Origin of the sequence: Bradyrhizobium sp. C-145 (assembly GCF_023375135.1) — a bacterium.
Taxonomy (GTDB): Bacteria; Pseudomonadota; Alphaproteobacteria; order Rhizobiales; family Xanthobacteraceae; genus Bradyrhizobium; species Bradyrhizobium zhanjiangense.
Genome location: NZ_CP088150.1, coordinates 5,964,661 through 5,979,180 on the forward strand (window position 1 = coordinate 5,964,661; position 14,520 = coordinate 5,979,180).

The following is a 14,520-nucleotide window of genomic DNA, read 5'->3' on the forward strand; positions in this document are numbered from 1 at the left end:
TTCAGTTCTTGCGTCGAAGTCGCACTCGAGGAGCGACGCCGCAACCCAATACAATGGCGACAATCAGCTCTCGGCCGGCGGGTCCCGGCGGACTAGCAGGCCGAACTTCCTTAGCCGAACGGATGGGCCCAACCGAGCAGGTTGCAATTATGCCAAGGAACAACCGATCCGGCAAGCCCGACGGCCGGCGTAGCGATGCTTCGCCGGCATCGCGCCACGGCAATTCCGGATAACAGGAATATCGACCGCCGTCACCCACCTGCGTCAAGAAGCGGCATCAATCACGCATACAGCCGAGATCGCTGTCAATCGGCATGCGCTTCCCCTTGTTTCCGATGTGAACAGACATTTGCGGACACGAACTGGCGGGTCGGCAGCATATACACGTAATTGTTGAGTAGCGTCTCAGCGGTTGTACAGCAGTGACATGAACGCTCGTCTTCAATCCTCCGATTGGGGCGCCGGTGAAGTCGACCAACGCGGCAAGCGCCTTGGGATCGGCCGCCCTCCTCATCGGAATGCGTCCCGCTGGCACTTTTCCCTGCGAGCCTCATCGGTCCCGATATGTTTTCCGCGTGTGAACCGTTGTTTAGGAGCGAACGACAAAGCGGTTGCGGAACGGCCACGCGGACGACGGCGCCATGGCTGATAGACTCATGATTTGGGCGCGTGTCACCACCAAAGGACGACGGCATGCTTTCTCGCTGCGATCTGATCAAGGGCGCCGCGGTCGCGCTTCTTACCCTCTCGATACAAGGCGCATGGGCGCAGGAGACCAGGATGAACCTGCTCAAGATCGTCACCATCAAGGACGAAATCATCGTCGGATTGTCGGCGGAGGAGCTTCAGGCGCTCGGCGGAAATGATGCGAGCGCGCTTGCGCATGCGCTGGCGCAAAAAGGCGATCTCACCGTCTGGCAGTACAACGTGCACCGCGGCCCGAACGGCGAATTGCAGCAGGCGCCGACCGCCAAGATCGGGCTCTTGGCCAACGCCTCTCTCCGTGTCGAGCCGTATTCCACGACCTACCAGATCGTACCGCATCCGTAAGGGGCGACCGGCGCCGGCGGCAGAAACCGCCGGCGCACAGCTATCATCAGCGCCGCTACGTGCGCAGAACTAACCTTCAGTCGCAAAACCGTAGATTAGCGCCAGCCGGTCCAGGCATTCACGAAAACGCCGCGCAAAATAGTCGTTCCAGCGCTGTGTACGAACGGCGCGCCGCTGCCCGATCTGATCCATGGTCAAGCCCAGCACGAGCACATCGTGCACCAGTGCTGCGCCGTCGGTGCCGAGTTCGCGTTCGACTCGGTTCAGCCGCAACACCGCCTGGCGCTGGCTTTCGGTGACCGGCTCGCGCGTGCGCGCGCCATCGACATATTCGCGGGTCGGATCCATCGCCTGAGGTCCCCGCTCCGCTCTCTCCCAATCGCTCTGGAAGGCGCGCCCGCCGCGATATTGTGCCTCGTCGATCTGATGGTGCGCGTGAAGCCGGCCGAGCGGGTCACTGCGGACGGACCGGACGGCCACGATCTTCTCGCCGGGATCGAGCGCCAGCGGATTGTCGACCTCGACTTCCGCCACATCGGCATTGAACGGCACGTCGCGGGACCGCCGGTCGTAGATTCCAGCCAATTTGTAAGATTTATTGCGTCGAGCACGTGCCACTCGGATACTCCTTGCAAAGTTGGCGATTGCAAAATCGATAGTCGAACGGGGTGGCCGCCTCCTCAGCCGGCCGAGACCAGCCTCAACACGACGGGACCGACGACGCGGGCGGACGCAACCCCGGATGGCCGCGTCAGACCTGCATGCGGCGCGCAATAGCTGGAGCCGGGCTGACGCGGATGGCCGCAAAACGTGATCTCCTTCCCGTCCTTGTCGCCGCCATAGGGATAGCGACAGTCGCCTCGCGCGAGTTCGAGCAGCGGGATCAGGCGTGGCTGGACGCCGACACAGCGCAACTTCACGCGCGCCGCAGGTTTCATCGCGGATTTTGGCGGCGGGTTCAGGCTCGGTAACGCCGGACGGCGCGGCGAAGGCAGACAGGCCTCGCCCGGCAAAGACGGCACGATCGGTGGGCTCGTCATCCGCGCCAATGCGACGAGTCCCAGCCGCTTGGCGCGACCAGCCACCGCGTTGCGCGTGTAAGCCGTTCCAAACCTTGCGTTAATCCCCGTTGCGATTGCCGCGTAAGACATTCCTTTGAGAAAATAGTCGCAAAGCGCGTCGGAGTGCTCCGACGGCCAATGGCCCGGTTCCATGCTGTTGTCCTGTGATGCGCCTGCTTCGATCGCACGATCGGGCGGTGGGAAAGCACATTCCGGTATTCCGAATCGAAAGTCAAGCGATAATTCTGATATTCATAATTGCATCAATTCCGAATTTCGGATTATAAGAGGCAAGACGGTGCGCAATCGAGGGAATCACCATGTTGGACGTTGCAATGATCGAGCGGGGCCTGGAAAAGACGGGCAAGAGCAAGGGCGGCCTGGCGGCGGCCATGGGCGTGCGGCCTGGCGCGGTCTCGGAGATTCTCGGCGGCGAGCGCCTGGTGAAGGCCTCGGAAATCATTCCGATCATGGAATATCTCGAGCTAAACCTCGCGCCGATCATGGGCCGCGTCGGCGCCGGCGCCGTGATCGAGCCCGATTATGAACAGGTTCCGCCGGAGGGGCTCGGCGACATCACGCTGCCTTTCCCGATCATGGAAGAGACGGTCGCCTTCGAGATCGTAGGCGACTCCATGCTGCCCAAGTACGAGAACGGCGACGTGATCGTGGTCTACAAGGACCAGCGCCATCCGCTGTCGAGCTTCTACGGCGAAGAGGCCGTGGTACGGCTCAAGACCGGCGAGCGCTATTTGAAGACCATCGAGCGCGGGAAAAGCCCGTCCGTCGTCAATCTCACCAGCTTCAACGCCAAGCCGATCGTCGGCGTGAAGCTCGACTGGGTCGGAGAGATCTGCCTTTCCATGCCCAAGGGACAGCTCGAGCGGCTGCGGGCCAAGTCGGCCCGCCCCCGCAAGAAGGGCAAATAGGACCCTAATTTACGATTTTTGGAAATCGCCCTTGGACTAACTTCTGATTTTCGGAAATACTCTGCCGCACCTCCCGACTCAGGAGGGCGGCAGGTTCATTCCATGCAATACTTCGTCGTGATGATCGACTATGGGCGGCGCGGCCGCGAGGCGGTCGTCGATCCCGAAATCACAAGGCGCGAGGTCATCTCGCGCATCGTTTCGGGCGAATACCAGAACGTCTCGTTCATCCACGAAATCGCCGAGAATTCGGTCGAGGACGTGACCGAGGCCATCCTGGCCGAGGCTGCGCTACCCCAGATCCCGCCCGAAGACATCGACCTCCAGGCAAAGCGCCTCGATCACGCCCGCGACCTGCGCAAGCACGAGCGGACGTGACGGAAGCCGGCAGCCTCTGCCCTACCGTCTCGGGTGAATATCACACCATGAGCACGGTCGATCCCGTGGTCTTGCGCGCCGCGAGATCGGCATGCGCCTTGGCGGCGTCCTTCAGTGGATAGGCTTGGTGCACCTCGATCTTGACTGCGCCGGACTTGACGACGTCGAACAGCTCGCCTGCCATCGCGACCAGACTTTCACGCTTGGCGGCATAAGTGAACAGCGTCGGCCGCGTGACGTAGAGCGAGCCCTTCTGGGCCAACAGGCCGAGATTGAGCGGCTCCACCGCGCCGGAGGACTGGCCGAACAGCGCGACGACGCCGAGCGGCGCGAGGCAGTCCAGCGATTTCAGGAACGTGTCCTTGCCGACGGAATCATAGACGACCGGCACCTTCTTGCCGCCGGTGATTTCGTCGACACGCTTCACGAAATCCTCGCGCGTGTAGATGATGACATGGTCGCAGCCATGCGCCTTGGCAAGCTTTGCCTTCTCGTCGTTGCTGACGGTGCCGATCACGGTCGCGCCGAGATGCTTGGCCCACTGGCTCAGGATCAGACCGACGCCGCCGGCTGCGGCGTGGAGCAGGATGGTGTCGCCGGCCTTCACCCGATAGGTCTGCCGGATCAGATACTGCGTCGTCAGTCCCTTCAGCATCATCGCCGCCGCGGTCTTGTCATCGACGCCGTCAGGCAGCTTCAACAAGCGGTCGGCGGGAATCAGCCGGGCCTCGGAATAGGCGCCGAGCGGTGAGGCGCCATAGGCGACACGATCGCCCGGCTTCAGATCGGTGACCCCTGGGCCGACCTCCTCGACAACGCCGGCCGCCTCGCTGCCGAGCCCGCTCGGCAGTTGCGCCGGATACAGGCCGGAGCGGTTGTAGATATCGACGAAATTGAGACCGACGGCGGTGTGGCGGATGCGCGCCTCGCCCGGTCCGGGCTTGCCGACGCTGACCTCCTCCCAGACCAGGACTTCCGGGCCGCCGGTCTTGTGAAAGCGAATGGCATGCGTCATGGGCGTTACTCCCTTATCGTTGCAGTGAAGTTCAGAGCACCTGATCGTCCCGTGAAATAGGCATTTAGTCCGGCCGTTACAGTACAGACACGTAACAAGAATGTCACAACGGGCAACAAACGCCCGCCGTTCCGTCTCTGTTCGGAAGAGTTGATGACGGGCCTGGGGCGAGTGGCAGTAGCCTTCACGCGGGGTTTGGTAGTCGCCTGCGAAGGAGAGCCGAGATGCCAGCTTATGTTCAGCATCATCAGGATGTCGAAATCGCGCCAGTGAATTGCCCCACCTGCATGGGGTTCCTGCCGATGTATGTGCGCGAGGTCGAACCGCATTGGAGCCTTGCCAAGATCGACTTTGTCTATGAATGCGCCGATTGCGGCGCCGAGGTCAGACAAACCATCCGCAAGCCGGAGCAGCTGCGGCACTGATCGCGGGGCCCGCGCACCGCTCAACTATTTGCGTTAAGCGGAAAAAACGCCGTTCGCGCGGGTCTGATGTCTCCCAAACGAGGCTTGTTCTTTGCCCGGAACGCAGGCAGAACAAGCCTCAAGCAAGACCTTTGGGAGCGCCCTTTCGTGGCTGATCAGAAGGCCTCGACCTCGATCGAGGCAGTGGAGAGCGGCCTCGCCGCGCAAGGCTATATCGCGAGCCGGCAGATCGCGACCGCCGTTTATCTGTCGCAACAGATCGAGAAGCCGATCCTGGTCGAAGGCCCCGCGGGCGTCGGCAAGACCGAGCTTGCCAAGGCGATTGCCGCCTGGCGCGGCATGAAGATGATCCGCCTGCAATGCTATGAAGGCCTCGACGAGGCCAAGGCGCTCTACGAGTGGAAATATGCCAAGCAGCTTCTCTATACCCAGATCCTGAAGGACAAGCTCGGCGAAGTCCTGGGCGGTGCGCAGACGCTGCATGCAGCGCTCGACGAGCTGCACGATTTCGGCGACGTGTTCTTCTCCAAGGAATTCGTCGAGCCGCGCCCTCTGCTCCAGGCGCTGGAGCAGCCGGGCGGCTGCGTGCTCCTGATCGACGAGATCGACAAGTCGGACGCAGAGTTCGAATCGCTGCTGCTGGAGATCCTGTCCGACTTCCAGGTCACCATCCCCGAGCTCGGCACCGTCTCCGCGATCACGCCGCCGACCGTGATCCTCACCTCCAACAGCGAGCGCGATCTTGGCGATGCCCTGAAGCGGCGCTGCCTGCATCTGCACATCGGCTTCCCCGAGCAGCGGCTGGAGGAACGCATCGTCGAGAGCCGCGTGCCCGGCATCTCGCAGACGCTGCGCCGGCAGATGGTCGGCTTCATCCACGAGATCCGCTCATTGGATCTGAAAAAGCTGCCTTCGGTCAGCGAGAGCATCGACTGGGCACGCGTGCTGGTGCTGCTCCAGGCTTCGGAGCTCGACACCGAGATCGTCAAGGACACGCTCAACGTGCTCCTGAAATACGAAGCCGACATCGAGGCAGCAGTGCCGCAAGTTACGACCTTCATTGCCAAGGCGGCACGGTCCAACGTCTTCGGTTGACGCCGATGCGCGAGAATCTCCATCGTTTCTTTCGGGCGGCGCGCGGCGCCGGCGTTCATGTCTCGCCCGCCGAAAGCATCGATGCGATGCGCGCGGTCAAGCAGGTCGGTTTCTCCGACCGCGCCATCTTGCGCGACGCCCTGCTGCTAACGCTCGCCAAGTCGCAGGACGAAAAACTCGCACTCGGCGACTGTTTCGACCTCTTCTTCAGCCAGCCGGAACCGCGGCAGGATCAGCCCGAGGCCGGCAGCGACGACGCTTCGCAGGACTCAGATCAGTCGTCCGCATCGGACGCGGCCGGCGAAGCCGGTGAAGGTCAGCCTCCCAAGGAACTCGGCCCTCTTGCGCAGATGCTGCTATCGCAGGATCGCAATGCGATCGCAGCGGCGATCGCCAGTGCCTCCGGTGCTGCCTCGCTGTCCGACATCCGCTATTCCACCCAGCGCGGCATCTTCTCCAGCCGCATCCTCGACGCCATGGGCCTCCAGCGCCTGCGAGACGATCTGGACCAACTGACCGCGACCAACCCGTCCCTGGCCGAGCGTCTGCGCGCCGCGCTCGATGCCCTGCGCGAAGCGGTGCGCGACGCGGTCTCGCAGGGGCTCGCGCTCTACGCCCGCGAGGAGGCCGAAAACCTTCGCAACGAGATTCTGCGCAACGCGCCGCTCGCGCGCATCGAGCGGCGGCAGGTCGCCGAGATGCGCGCTCTCATCCGCCAGATCGCCCGCCGGCTGCGCGAGCGCTACTCGAAGCCGCGCAAGCGCCAGCGCCGCGGCCATCTCGACGTTCGCCGCACGCTCCGCCGCAACGCAGCCTGGGGCGGCGTACCGTTCCTCACCGCATGGAAGCGCAAGCATCGTGACCGACCCAAGATCGTGGCGCTCTGCGACGTCTCCGGCTCGGTCGCTCAGGTCTCCGACTTCTTCCTGCTGCTGATCCACTCGCTGCACGAGGTGGTCGATGACGTCCGCTCGTTTGCCTTCTCCTCGCATCTGATCGAGGTCAGCGAGATCCTGGAGAACAACTCGCCGGAAGAGGCGATGGCCGAGATCATGTCCAAGGTCGGCTTCGGCTCGTCCGACTATGGCTCCTCGCTGGTCGATTTCGAGAAAGAGTTCATGAGCACGCTGACGCCGCAGACCACGGTGATCGTGCTCGGCGATGCCCGCAGCAACAATCTCGACCCGCGCGCCGACATTCTGCGCCGCATCTCTGAACGGTCGAAGCGACTGGTCTGGCTCAATCCGGAAGGACGGCTCGCCTGGGGCTTTGGCGATTCCGAGATGCCGCGCTATGCGACCTTTTGCAGCGTCGTACGGCAATGCGCCACCGCGCAGCAACTCGAGCGCGCGGTATCCGATATCGTGGCCAGTTATCAATAAGGGGCGATCGCACCCGCCTCTATCGTCAGGCGGCGGTGAGCTCGGCGTGAGCAAGATTGCACTCGCGAAAGTGATGCGCGATTTCGTCGACAGCGCGCTGCTTCCACTCTTCCGCCTGCGCGAGCCAGAAAACGCGGCGCTCGAAATCGAGCGCAGCGCGCTCTCGGCACAGCGATTCCTGACGGCGAATTTCGACCAGCCTATTCATGTACTCCACTCCCTGCCTGTGAAGCCATTCACCGCGAACGAACCTAACAGTGTCCCGAACGCTCCGTCTCATTTTTTCTGCATATTGCGGCGCGAAATGGGACAGCAGCACTTCCCGTGCAGCGCGGCAGTTCGCAGCGCAACATCAAGCCGACATCATCAATAAGTGATCGAGGTCCGGAACGATATTAGCGGCGGAGCGATCTTAACTCTTGTGGCGCAACGAAGTGCGGCAATTTGTGAAGAGACGTTCCAAACAACGCACCGAATTCCCGACTCATTGTCGTCGCATGGTTTTCATGCAGCGTCGCTAACAGAGGCGCGCGAACGGTACTATCGCTTGAGGCAACATGAGCAACGACGTCGACTTCGATCTTTCACCGGACCAATGGGAAGCGCTACGCACACTTCGCAATCCGGCATCGAACGGCCTCTCGAAGGCCTACCTTCTCGAAAGTCTCGTCAAGCTCGGCCTCGTTGTCGTCAATGATGGCTTGCCTGAGATGACGCCCACCGGACGCAAGGTGCTGGTGCGCGGATCATGCCGGCTGCTGGATCTCGTGGCTTAATGCGAACGATGGGCCGCACTCGCCCGATCATCAAGTCTTGCCTAAATCGGATTAGATGACCCTGGCAGCAAAACTGCTCGAGGGTGGCCCCCGCCGACTGGTTAACCGACTTGCGGATCAGTCATCCCACCGGAGGAGCGATGTTCCATATGCCCTCCTCCAGACAGAGAGGAAGCGGGGAAACCAGGAATGAGCCACGGCGCCCTTATAGGCCCAGGTGCGATATTTCAGACCTCGCTCCGAGATCAGTTCCTGATAGCCGCCATGGACCTCGGTTGCAGCCCGAATGTCATCCAATATTCCCTGGGCGCAGGCCCGGTAGGTGCCACTCCCCGAGAATTCGTCGAAGTCCAGCATGCGATCCGCAAACTCGACGTTGAATGTCGGCCAGGATGAGCGTCCCTGGTAGGCGGGAGCCGCGATCTTGTGGATCATCTTGGTCCGCGGATTATCCGCCGACACCAGGAAGTGGAACGTGCTGGGGATGCGGAAGCGCGGCTCCGCAATGATCAAATCCGCCGTGGCCGCGAACAGGGCGCGCTCGCTTTCCTCGTTCAGGTCCCAGAAGCCGCGATGCACGCTGACGAAATCCAGCGCAACCGAGGACGCTGGCGTAGCCGCCGGGCCGTCCAGGGAATGTCTGATGTAGCCGTCCTTGCCGAACAGCCGGAGCAGGTCTCTCTTGTGCTGCGCGAGGTCGCGCCCGAGCAGCCGTTTCAGCTCGTTCTCGTCGACGATTCCGAGCTGCACGCTCCACACGAACGTCGTGTAGACACAGGCATTGGTTACGAAGCGTCGGCGCTCGGCGCGGGTGTCCGTTGCCGCAGAGCGCGGGGCACGGGCATCGCACAGCAAACATCTGGTGCCGGCATCGTCGAACGGCTCCAGCTCGCTTGCGAGTTGGAGGATCGCCCGCTTCAGGTCGGCGCCGTATTCGGCCAGCAGCAGGCGGCCAGCATGCGCGCATTGCGACATTGCCAGAAAGGACGACGCCCTGTCCTCGGCGGACAGCATCTGCTGGAGACCGGCAAGGATGCCGAGCAGCGTATCCGAGGGCCGCGAGAAATAGTTCACGCCGAGATACCGATCGCGTCCCGCCGGCACGATGGTCGTGGTGACGACGCCAGCGCGAACCGCCTCCAGCAACAGACGCACGCTCTTTTCGAGCAGACGGGCCCGTCGCACCGCGTCCTGCGAATCCATGATGGTTTCAGGATCGAGAACGTCGGGATAGAACCAGGCGAAGTCGCGCGGATAATATGCGGAAGCATGCGGCGCCCCCGTGACGAGGAATGCCTCGGTCACCGAAAAGGCGCTGTCCATCGCGTGCCGGTAAAGGTCCGCAATGGCAGTGAACGGATGATGCGATTGCCGCAGGAATCGATCGCCGAGAAAATTCACCGCCTGAAGCGCGTTGGCAACGAAGGTCGCCGTCAGCCCCTGATAGAACCGGCTTTCGCGATGGCGCGGAAAAGAAATGTCGCTGTTCATCTGTCTCGTCGAATTGTGCCTCGTGGTCCCGGCGGAAGGCCGTCACTATTTTAGGCGTGTCTGATTCGTGTCTCTATCCCGTGACTTGCGGGCTCAACTCACCTTCCCGCGGCCTGAAATTCTCGATCACCCGCAGCAGCACCCGCGCGCCGGTGTCGGCATCGGCGAGCTCGACATGCTCATCAGGATGATGGCTGATCCCGCCGCGGCAGCGGACGAAGATCATGCCGACATCGGCAATGTCGATCATCGCCATGCCGTCGTGCCCTGCCCCGCTCGGCAGCTCGAACACGGAAAAACCTTCCGCTCCGATCGCCTGAGCGATCTGCTCCTTGAGCCAGGGCGCACAGGGGGCAGTGCGGTTCTCGTGCGTGAGGTCGAGCTGAAGCACCAATTGCCGGCGCTTGGCGATCGCCTCGACCTGGCGGACGATGTCGGCGACTGCACGCTTGCGATGCATGTCGGTTGGCGCGCGCACGTCGATGGTGAAGGACACCTCGCCCGGGATGACGTTGGTCGCGCCGGGCCATGCCTGGATGTATCCGACGGTGCCGACCAGCCCGCCCTCGTCGGTCCGGCAAAACTGCTCGATCGCGCCGATGCATTCGGCGGCGCCGGCAAGTGCGTCGCGCCGAAGCGCCATCGGCACCGTGCCGGCATGCCCCGCCATGCCGGTCAGCCGCGCGGCAAGCCGTGTCGCGCCCGCAATCGCGGTGACAATGCCGACAGGCAGGTTCTGTGCTTCCAGCACCGGCCCCTGCTCGATGTGCAGCTCGAGATAGGCAAGCAGCTCGCGTCGCGCCCGCGCAGCCGCGCCGATATGATAGGGATCGAGGCCGAAGCTAATGAGCGCATCGCGCATCGACACGCCGTCACGGTCGCGCGTGTTCAGCACGCTCTCGTCGAATGTGCCGGCCACCGCACGGCTGCCGAGGAGCGTCGAGGCGAAACGTACTCCCTCTTCATCGGCAAAGCCGACGACCTCGATCGCGAACGGCAGGCGCTTGCCGCGGCGATTGAGATCTGCGACGCAGGCGATCGCGGTGATCACGCCGAGCGGCCCGTCCCATTTGCCGGCATCTCGCACCGTGTCGTAGTGCGAGCCGAGCATCAGGCAGGGCGCACCCGGCCGCTCGCCTTCGTAGCGGCCACAGACATTGCCGATCGCATCGAGATGCGCGCTCATGCCGGCCTCGCGCATCCAACCCAAGATGAGGTCCGCAGCCTCGCGCAGCTCCTTGCTGAGATAGATGCGGGTGAGCTTGCCAACCTCTTCCGATATCGCGGCGAGTTCGTTGATGCGGCGCACGATCTCTTTGCCGAGCGATGTCGTCTGAAAGGCGTTCCCAGCAACCATCTCGGCGGGCTTTCCATCTCTCGCGGACCGCTGCTGCGGCGGTCCTGATGACGATCGATACAAGTTCGGTGCCAGCGAAAATCACGCATCCGGCGCCGTCCCAATCCGCACGTGGTTAGCATGAATGCGAGTGGCCGGCCGACCGTCCTGCTCCGTCATGCACACGCGCGAACCGGTTAAGGCTGCTTAACTCCATTGCATACAATTGGGAGTTACTGCCCATAAATTAATCTGTCGATCCCCTGACCAGGATTCGGGCAGCGCGCAAGCTCCATTATTTTCAATAGCTTACACTCAAATGAAAGCTCCGCAGCCTGTGGCACGAAGCTTGCGACACTTGTTCCAGGCTCCGCCAGACCGGCGGTAGCCGCGAGATTGAGGCGGGGCATCCGCCAAGGGGAGCAAGCAATGGATTTTGGCAGGATTTCACGACGGCATTTGTTGCAAGGCAGCGCGGCCCTGACCCTCGGTGCCGCGGTTGGCGTCCGCCCGGCCTTCGCAGCCGAGACGACCATCGGCTTCATCTATGTCGGCTCGCGTGATGACTACGGCTACAACCAAGCGCATGCGCAGGGCGCAGCGGCGCTGAAGAAGATTCCCGGCCTCAAGGTCGTCGAGGAAGAGAAGGTGCCGGAGACCGACGCGGTCGAGAAGACGATCGAGTCCATGATCAATCTCGACGGTGCCAGCCTGCTCTTCCCGACCTCGTTCGGCTACTACAATCCGCACATGGTCAAGATCGCCAACAAGTACCCGAAGCTGCGCTTCGAGCATTGCGGCGGCCTCTGGAGCGACAAGGATCCGAAGAACGCCGGCAGCTATTTCGGCTATATCGACGAAGCTCAATACATCTCCGGCATCGTCGCCGGCTACACCTCCAAGAGCGGCAAGCTCGGCTTCGTTGCGGCCAAGCCCATCCCGCAGGTGCTGCGCAACATCAACGCTTTCACGCTCGGGGCCAGGCTCGCCAATCCGAAGGCGACCACGCAAGTCATCTTCACCGGTGACTGGTCGATGCCGGTTAAGGAAGCCGAAGCCACCAACAGCCTGATCGACCAGGGCGTTGACGTGCTCACCTGCCATGTCGACGGCCCCAAGACCATGGTCGAGAACGCGGCGCGCCGCGGCGCCTTCGTCTGCGGCTATCATACCAACCAGTCGCCACTCGCCCCGAAGGCGTATCTCACCGGCGCGGAGTGGAATTGGGAAGCGCTCTATCCGAAGTTCGTGAAGATGATCGCCGCCGGCGAGAGCATCCCGAACTTCTATCGCGGCGGCCTCAAGGAGGAGATCGTCAAGACCTCGCCCTATGGCGAAGCGGTTTCGGCAGAGGCCCGCAAGCACGCCGACGACATCAAGGCCAAATTCCTCTCGGCTGACGGCTACGCCATCTTCAAGGGCGGGCTGGTCGACAACAAGGGCAAGACGGTGATCGCGGCCGGCACCGATCGCGGCCAGAAGGATCCCGAGTTGGAGAAGATGGACTACCTCGTCGAAGGCGTGATCGGAGCGACTTCGTGACGACGGAAGCGGCTGATTCTGTCGAGGCGGTCGGGACAATAGCCCCGGCCGCCGATTCCGGCTTTCTGCAACGGCACGGCGGCACGATCGAATATGTCCTGATCCCGGGCTCGGCGCTCGTCGGCGCGCTCGTGGTGTTCGGCATCTTCGTCGCGATGTTCGGCAAGAATCCGCTCGACCTTTATTTCTACATGTACTACGGCGCGTTCGGCACCTGGTTCTCGTGGCAGAACACCCTGACGCGCGCGGCGCCGCTGATCCTCACCGCACTCTGCACCGCGTTGCCCGCGCAACTCGGCATGGTCATCATCGGTGGCGAAGGCGCGCTCCTGATCGGCGCACTCTCGGCAACCAGCGCCGCATTGGCGCTTCAAGGCATGCCGCCGCTCGCCGTACAAATTGCCATGGTCATCGCCGGCGTGATCGGCGGAGGCTTGTGGATCATGCTGTCGGGCGGCTTGCGACAGTATCGCGGTGTCAACGAGACCATATCGAGCCTGCTGCTCGTCTACATCGCGCTCGCAATCCTCAACCATCTCGTCGAAGGCGCGATGCGCGATCCCGCCAGCCTCAACAAGCCCTCGACGCGCGATATCGGCGCCGCCAACATGATCGGCACCATTCCGGGCACCGACGTGCATTGGGGCCTCTTGTTCGGTCTGATCGCCGCCATCGCCGCCTACGTCCTGATCTATCACACCGTGTTCGGCTTCGCGGCGCGGGTTGCCGGCGGCAACATCCGCGCCGCGAAAATCGTCGGCCTCGGCGTCGACAAGCTGATCCTGACCATCTGCTTTCTCGCCGGCGGCGCCGCGGGCCTTGCCGGCATGGTCGAGGTCGCCGCCGTGCAGGGACGCACCAATGCCAATCTTGCTGCCGGCTACGGCTTCACCGGCATTCTCGTCGCCTTCCTCGCGCGGCAAAATCCGCTCGCCGTCATCCCCGTAGCGATCCTGCTCGGCGGCATCAGCGCCAGCGGCGGTCTGCTGCAACGGCGCCTCGGATTACCCGATGCATCCGTGCTGGTGCTCCAGGGCATCATCTTCGTCTTCGTGCTGGCCAGCGATGCGCTCTACGGCCGCATCGGATTCCTGAAAGGCAAGTCCTGATGGCAGACGGATCGATCGGACTCTGGACCGTCCCGCTCGCCGTGCTCGGCGGCGCCATTCGTGTCTCCACGCCGTTCCTGTTCGTGAGCCTGGGGGAATGCATCACCGAGCGCTCCGGCCGTATCAATCTCGGCCTCGAAGGCACGCTGGTGATGGGCGCGATGAGCGCCTATGGCATCTCCTACCTTTCAGGCTCTCCGTGGCTGGGCGTGCTCGCAGCCGGCATCACCGGCGCACTGCTGGGCGCGCTGCACGCTGGCATCTGTTCGCTGCCGCGCGTCAACGACGTCGCCGTCGGCATTGCGTTGATGCTGTTCGGTACCGGCCTTGCCTTCTATCTCGGCAAGCCGCTGATCGAGCCCACTGCGCCGCGGCTGCCGGCGCTCGATTTCGGCTGGTGGAGCGACGTCCCGCAGGTCCGCGCCGCGCTGCGCGTCAACGTGCTCTTCCTGATCGGCGTCGCACTCGCACCGATCCTGTACTGGGCCTTCCGCACCACGCGCTGGGGCTTGCTCATCCGAACCGCCGGCGAGAGCTCGGATGCCGCGCGCGCGATGGGCCACTCGGTGCTGCTGATCCGCCTGCGCGCCACCATGGTCGGCGGCTTCCTCGCCGGCATCGGCGGCTCGTTCCTGTCGCTGTTCTATCCCGGCAGCTGGAATGAAGGATTGTCCTCGGGCCAGGGCATCACGGCGGTGGCGCTCGTGATCTTCGCGCGCTGGGATCCCCTGCTCTGCCTATGGGCCTCGCTCGCCTTCGGCGGCGCCGCGGCGCTGGGGCCGGCGCTGCAATCGGTCGGCGTCACCTCCGGCTATCACCTTTTCAACGCCGCGCCCTACATCCTGACGCTGGCGATCATGATCATCACCTGCTCGCCCAAACGCACACTGACCGGAGCCCCGGCGGAATTGTCGATCACACGCTAGAGAGC

The 14,520-nt window shown here is 63.1% G+C and carries 16 protein-coding genes; 10 read left to right on the forward strand and 6 right to left on the reverse strand.

Annotated elements, in window-relative coordinates:
* Positions 1–693: 693 nt before the first annotated feature.
* Positions 694–1,050, forward strand: a complete 357-nt coding sequence (locus LRP30_RS28190) for a hypothetical protein (protein ID WP_249756844.1) — start codon at positions 694–696, stop codon at positions 1,048–1,050.
* A gap of 69 nt (positions 1,051–1,119) precedes the next feature.
* Here the strand turns inward: LRP30_RS28190 and LRP30_RS28195 are convergent, their stop codons facing one another.
* Entirely contained in the window at positions 1,120–1,668 is a 549-nt protein-coding gene (locus LRP30_RS28195) for a hypothetical protein (RefSeq protein ID WP_249756845.1), read from the reverse strand.
* 62 nt (positions 1,669–1,730) lie between these two features.
* Positions 1,731–2,264: a GcrA family cell cycle regulator gene (locus LRP30_RS28200; protein ID WP_249756846.1), complete on the reverse strand. Its 534-nt coding sequence runs from the start codon at positions 2,262–2,264 to the stop codon at positions 1,731–1,733.
* A gap of 167 nt (positions 2,265–2,431) precedes the next feature.
* On the opposite strand from LRP30_RS28200, the gene LRP30_RS28205 reads away from it, so the two are divergent.
* Entirely contained in the window at positions 2,432–3,040 is a 609-nt protein-coding gene (locus tag LRP30_RS28205) for a S24 family peptidase (protein ID WP_128932533.1), read from the forward strand.
* 102 nt (positions 3,041–3,142) lie between these two features.
* On the forward strand, positions 3,143–3,418 hold the full coding sequence (locus tag LRP30_RS28210; protein WP_128932532.1) for a hypothetical protein: 276 nt from the start codon (positions 3,143–3,145) through the stop codon (positions 3,416–3,418).
* A gap of 40 nt (positions 3,419–3,458) precedes the next feature.
* On the opposite strand, the gene LRP30_RS28215 is transcribed toward LRP30_RS28210, so the two are convergent.
* Positions 3,459–4,433, reverse strand: coding sequence for a quinone oxidoreductase (locus LRP30_RS28215; protein ID WP_249756847.1), 975 nt, complete (start codon positions 4,431–4,433; stop codon positions 3,459–3,461).
* Between the two features lie 224 nt (positions 4,434–4,657).
* Here LRP30_RS28215 and LRP30_RS28220 point away from each other — a divergent pair, with 224 nt between their 5' ends.
* From LRP30_RS28220 to LRP30_RS28230, 3 genes are all read left to right on the forward strand, one after another.
* Positions 4,658–4,858, forward strand: coding sequence for a hypothetical protein (locus LRP30_RS28220; protein ID WP_091897156.1), 201 nt, complete (start codon positions 4,658–4,660; stop codon positions 4,856–4,858).
* Between the two features lie 147 nt (positions 4,859–5,005).
* Positions 5,006–5,953 (forward strand): MoxR family ATPase, encoded by a 948-nt coding sequence (locus LRP30_RS28225; protein ID WP_164939653.1) that lies wholly within the window; start codon positions 5,006–5,008, stop codon positions 5,951–5,953.
* Between the two features lie 5 nt (positions 5,954–5,958).
* Positions 5,959–7,335, forward strand: a complete 1,377-nt coding sequence (locus LRP30_RS28230; protein ID WP_249756848.1) for a VWA domain-containing protein — start codon at positions 5,959–5,961, stop codon at positions 7,333–7,335.
* A gap of 25 nt (positions 7,336–7,360) precedes the next feature.
* On the opposite strand, the gene LRP30_RS45275 is transcribed toward LRP30_RS28230, so the two are convergent.
* Positions 7,361–7,543 (reverse strand): hypothetical protein, encoded by a 183-nt coding sequence (locus LRP30_RS45275; RefSeq protein WP_128932528.1) that lies wholly within the window; start codon positions 7,541–7,543, stop codon positions 7,361–7,363.
* Between the two features lie 349 nt (positions 7,544–7,892).
* Here LRP30_RS45275 and LRP30_RS28240 point away from each other — a divergent pair, with 349 nt between their 5' ends.
* Positions 7,893–8,111 carry a hypothetical protein gene (locus tag LRP30_RS28240; protein WP_128938950.1) on the forward strand — a complete coding sequence of 73 codons (219 nt, stop codon included), beginning with the start codon at positions 7,893–7,895 and terminating at the stop codon, positions 8,109–8,111.
* Between the two features lie 117 nt (positions 8,112–8,228).
* On the opposite strand, the gene LRP30_RS28245 is transcribed toward LRP30_RS28240, so the two are convergent.
* Both LRP30_RS28245 and LRP30_RS28250 read right to left on the reverse strand, forming a co-directional pair.
* The gene (locus LRP30_RS28245; protein WP_249756850.1) at positions 8,229–9,602 is read right to left on the reverse strand and encodes a hypothetical protein; all 1,374 of its coding nucleotides are present in this window, start codon (positions 9,600–9,602) and stop codon (positions 8,229–8,231) included.
* Positions 9,603–9,675: 73 nt separating this feature from the next.
* Positions 9,676–10,959 (reverse strand): allantoate amidohydrolase, encoded by a 1,284-nt coding sequence (locus tag LRP30_RS28250; RefSeq protein WP_249756851.1) that lies wholly within the window; start codon positions 10,957–10,959, stop codon positions 9,676–9,678.
* Between the two features lie 408 nt (positions 10,960–11,367).
* Between LRP30_RS28250 and LRP30_RS28255 the strand changes: the two genes are divergently transcribed.
* From LRP30_RS28255 to LRP30_RS28265, 3 genes are read left to right on the forward strand one after another with little or no spacing between them, the layout of a single operon-like run.
* The gene (locus LRP30_RS28255; RefSeq protein WP_249756852.1) at positions 11,368–12,480 is read left to right on the forward strand and encodes a BMP family ABC transporter substrate-binding protein; all 1,113 of its coding nucleotides are present in this window, start codon (positions 11,368–11,370) and stop codon (positions 12,478–12,480) included.
* Positions 12,477–13,589 carry an ABC transporter permease gene (locus LRP30_RS28260; RefSeq protein WP_249756853.1) on the forward strand — a complete coding sequence of 371 codons (1,113 nt, stop codon included), beginning with the start codon at positions 12,477–12,479 and terminating at the stop codon, positions 13,587–13,589. The genes LRP30_RS28255 and LRP30_RS28260 overlap by 4 nt, the downstream gene beginning before the upstream one ends.
* Positions 13,589–14,515 carry an ABC transporter permease gene (locus LRP30_RS28265; RefSeq protein ID WP_249756854.1) on the forward strand — a complete coding sequence of 309 codons (927 nt, stop codon included), beginning with the start codon at positions 13,589–13,591 and terminating at the stop codon, positions 14,513–14,515. The genes LRP30_RS28260 and LRP30_RS28265 overlap by 1 nt, the downstream gene beginning before the upstream one ends.
* The last annotated feature ends 5 nt before the right edge of the window (positions 14,516–14,520 follow it).

Coding starts and splice junctions, on each gene's coding strand:
- LRP30_RS28190 (WP_249756844.1), top strand. CDS start 694: ATGCTTTCTCGCTGCGATCTGATCAAGGGCGCCGCGGTCGCGCTTCTT.
- LRP30_RS28200 (WP_249756846.1), bottom strand. CDS start 2,264: ATGGAACCGGGCCATTGGCCGTCGGAGCACTCCGACGCGCTTTGCGAC.
- LRP30_RS28205 (WP_128932533.1), top strand. CDS start 2,432: ATGTTGGACGTTGCAATGATCGAGCGGGGCCTGGAAAAGACGGGCAAG.
- LRP30_RS28210 (WP_128932532.1), top strand. CDS start 3,143: ATGCAATACTTCGTCGTGATGATCGACTATGGGCGGCGCGGCCGCGAG.
- LRP30_RS28215 (WP_249756847.1), bottom strand. CDS start 4,433: ATGACGCATGCCATTCGCTTTCACAAGACCGGCGGCCCGGAAGTCCTG.
- LRP30_RS28220 (WP_091897156.1), top strand. CDS start 4,658: ATGCCAGCTTATGTTCAGCATCATCAGGATGTCGAAATCGCGCCAGTG.
- LRP30_RS28230 (WP_249756848.1), top strand. CDS start 5,959: ATGCGCGAGAATCTCCATCGTTTCTTTCGGGCGGCGCGCGGCGCCGGC.
- LRP30_RS45275 (WP_128932528.1), bottom strand. CDS start 7,543: ATGAATAGGCTGGTCGAAATTCGCCGTCAGGAATCGCTGTGCCGAGAG.
- LRP30_RS28240 (WP_128938950.1), top strand. CDS start 7,893: ATGAGCAACGACGTCGACTTCGATCTTTCACCGGACCAATGGGAAGCG.
- LRP30_RS28245 (WP_249756850.1), bottom strand. CDS start 9,602: ATGAACAGCGACATTTCTTTTCCGCGCCATCGCGAAAGCCGGTTCTAT.
- LRP30_RS28250 (WP_249756851.1), bottom strand. CDS start 10,959: ATGGTTGCTGGGAACGCCTTTCAGACGACATCGCTCGGCAAAGAGATC.
- LRP30_RS28255 (WP_249756852.1), top strand. CDS start 11,368: ATGGATTTTGGCAGGATTTCACGACGGCATTTGTTGCAAGGCAGCGCG.
- LRP30_RS28265 (WP_249756854.1), top strand. CDS start 13,589: ATGGCAGACGGATCGATCGGACTCTGGACCGTCCCGCTCGCCGTGCTC.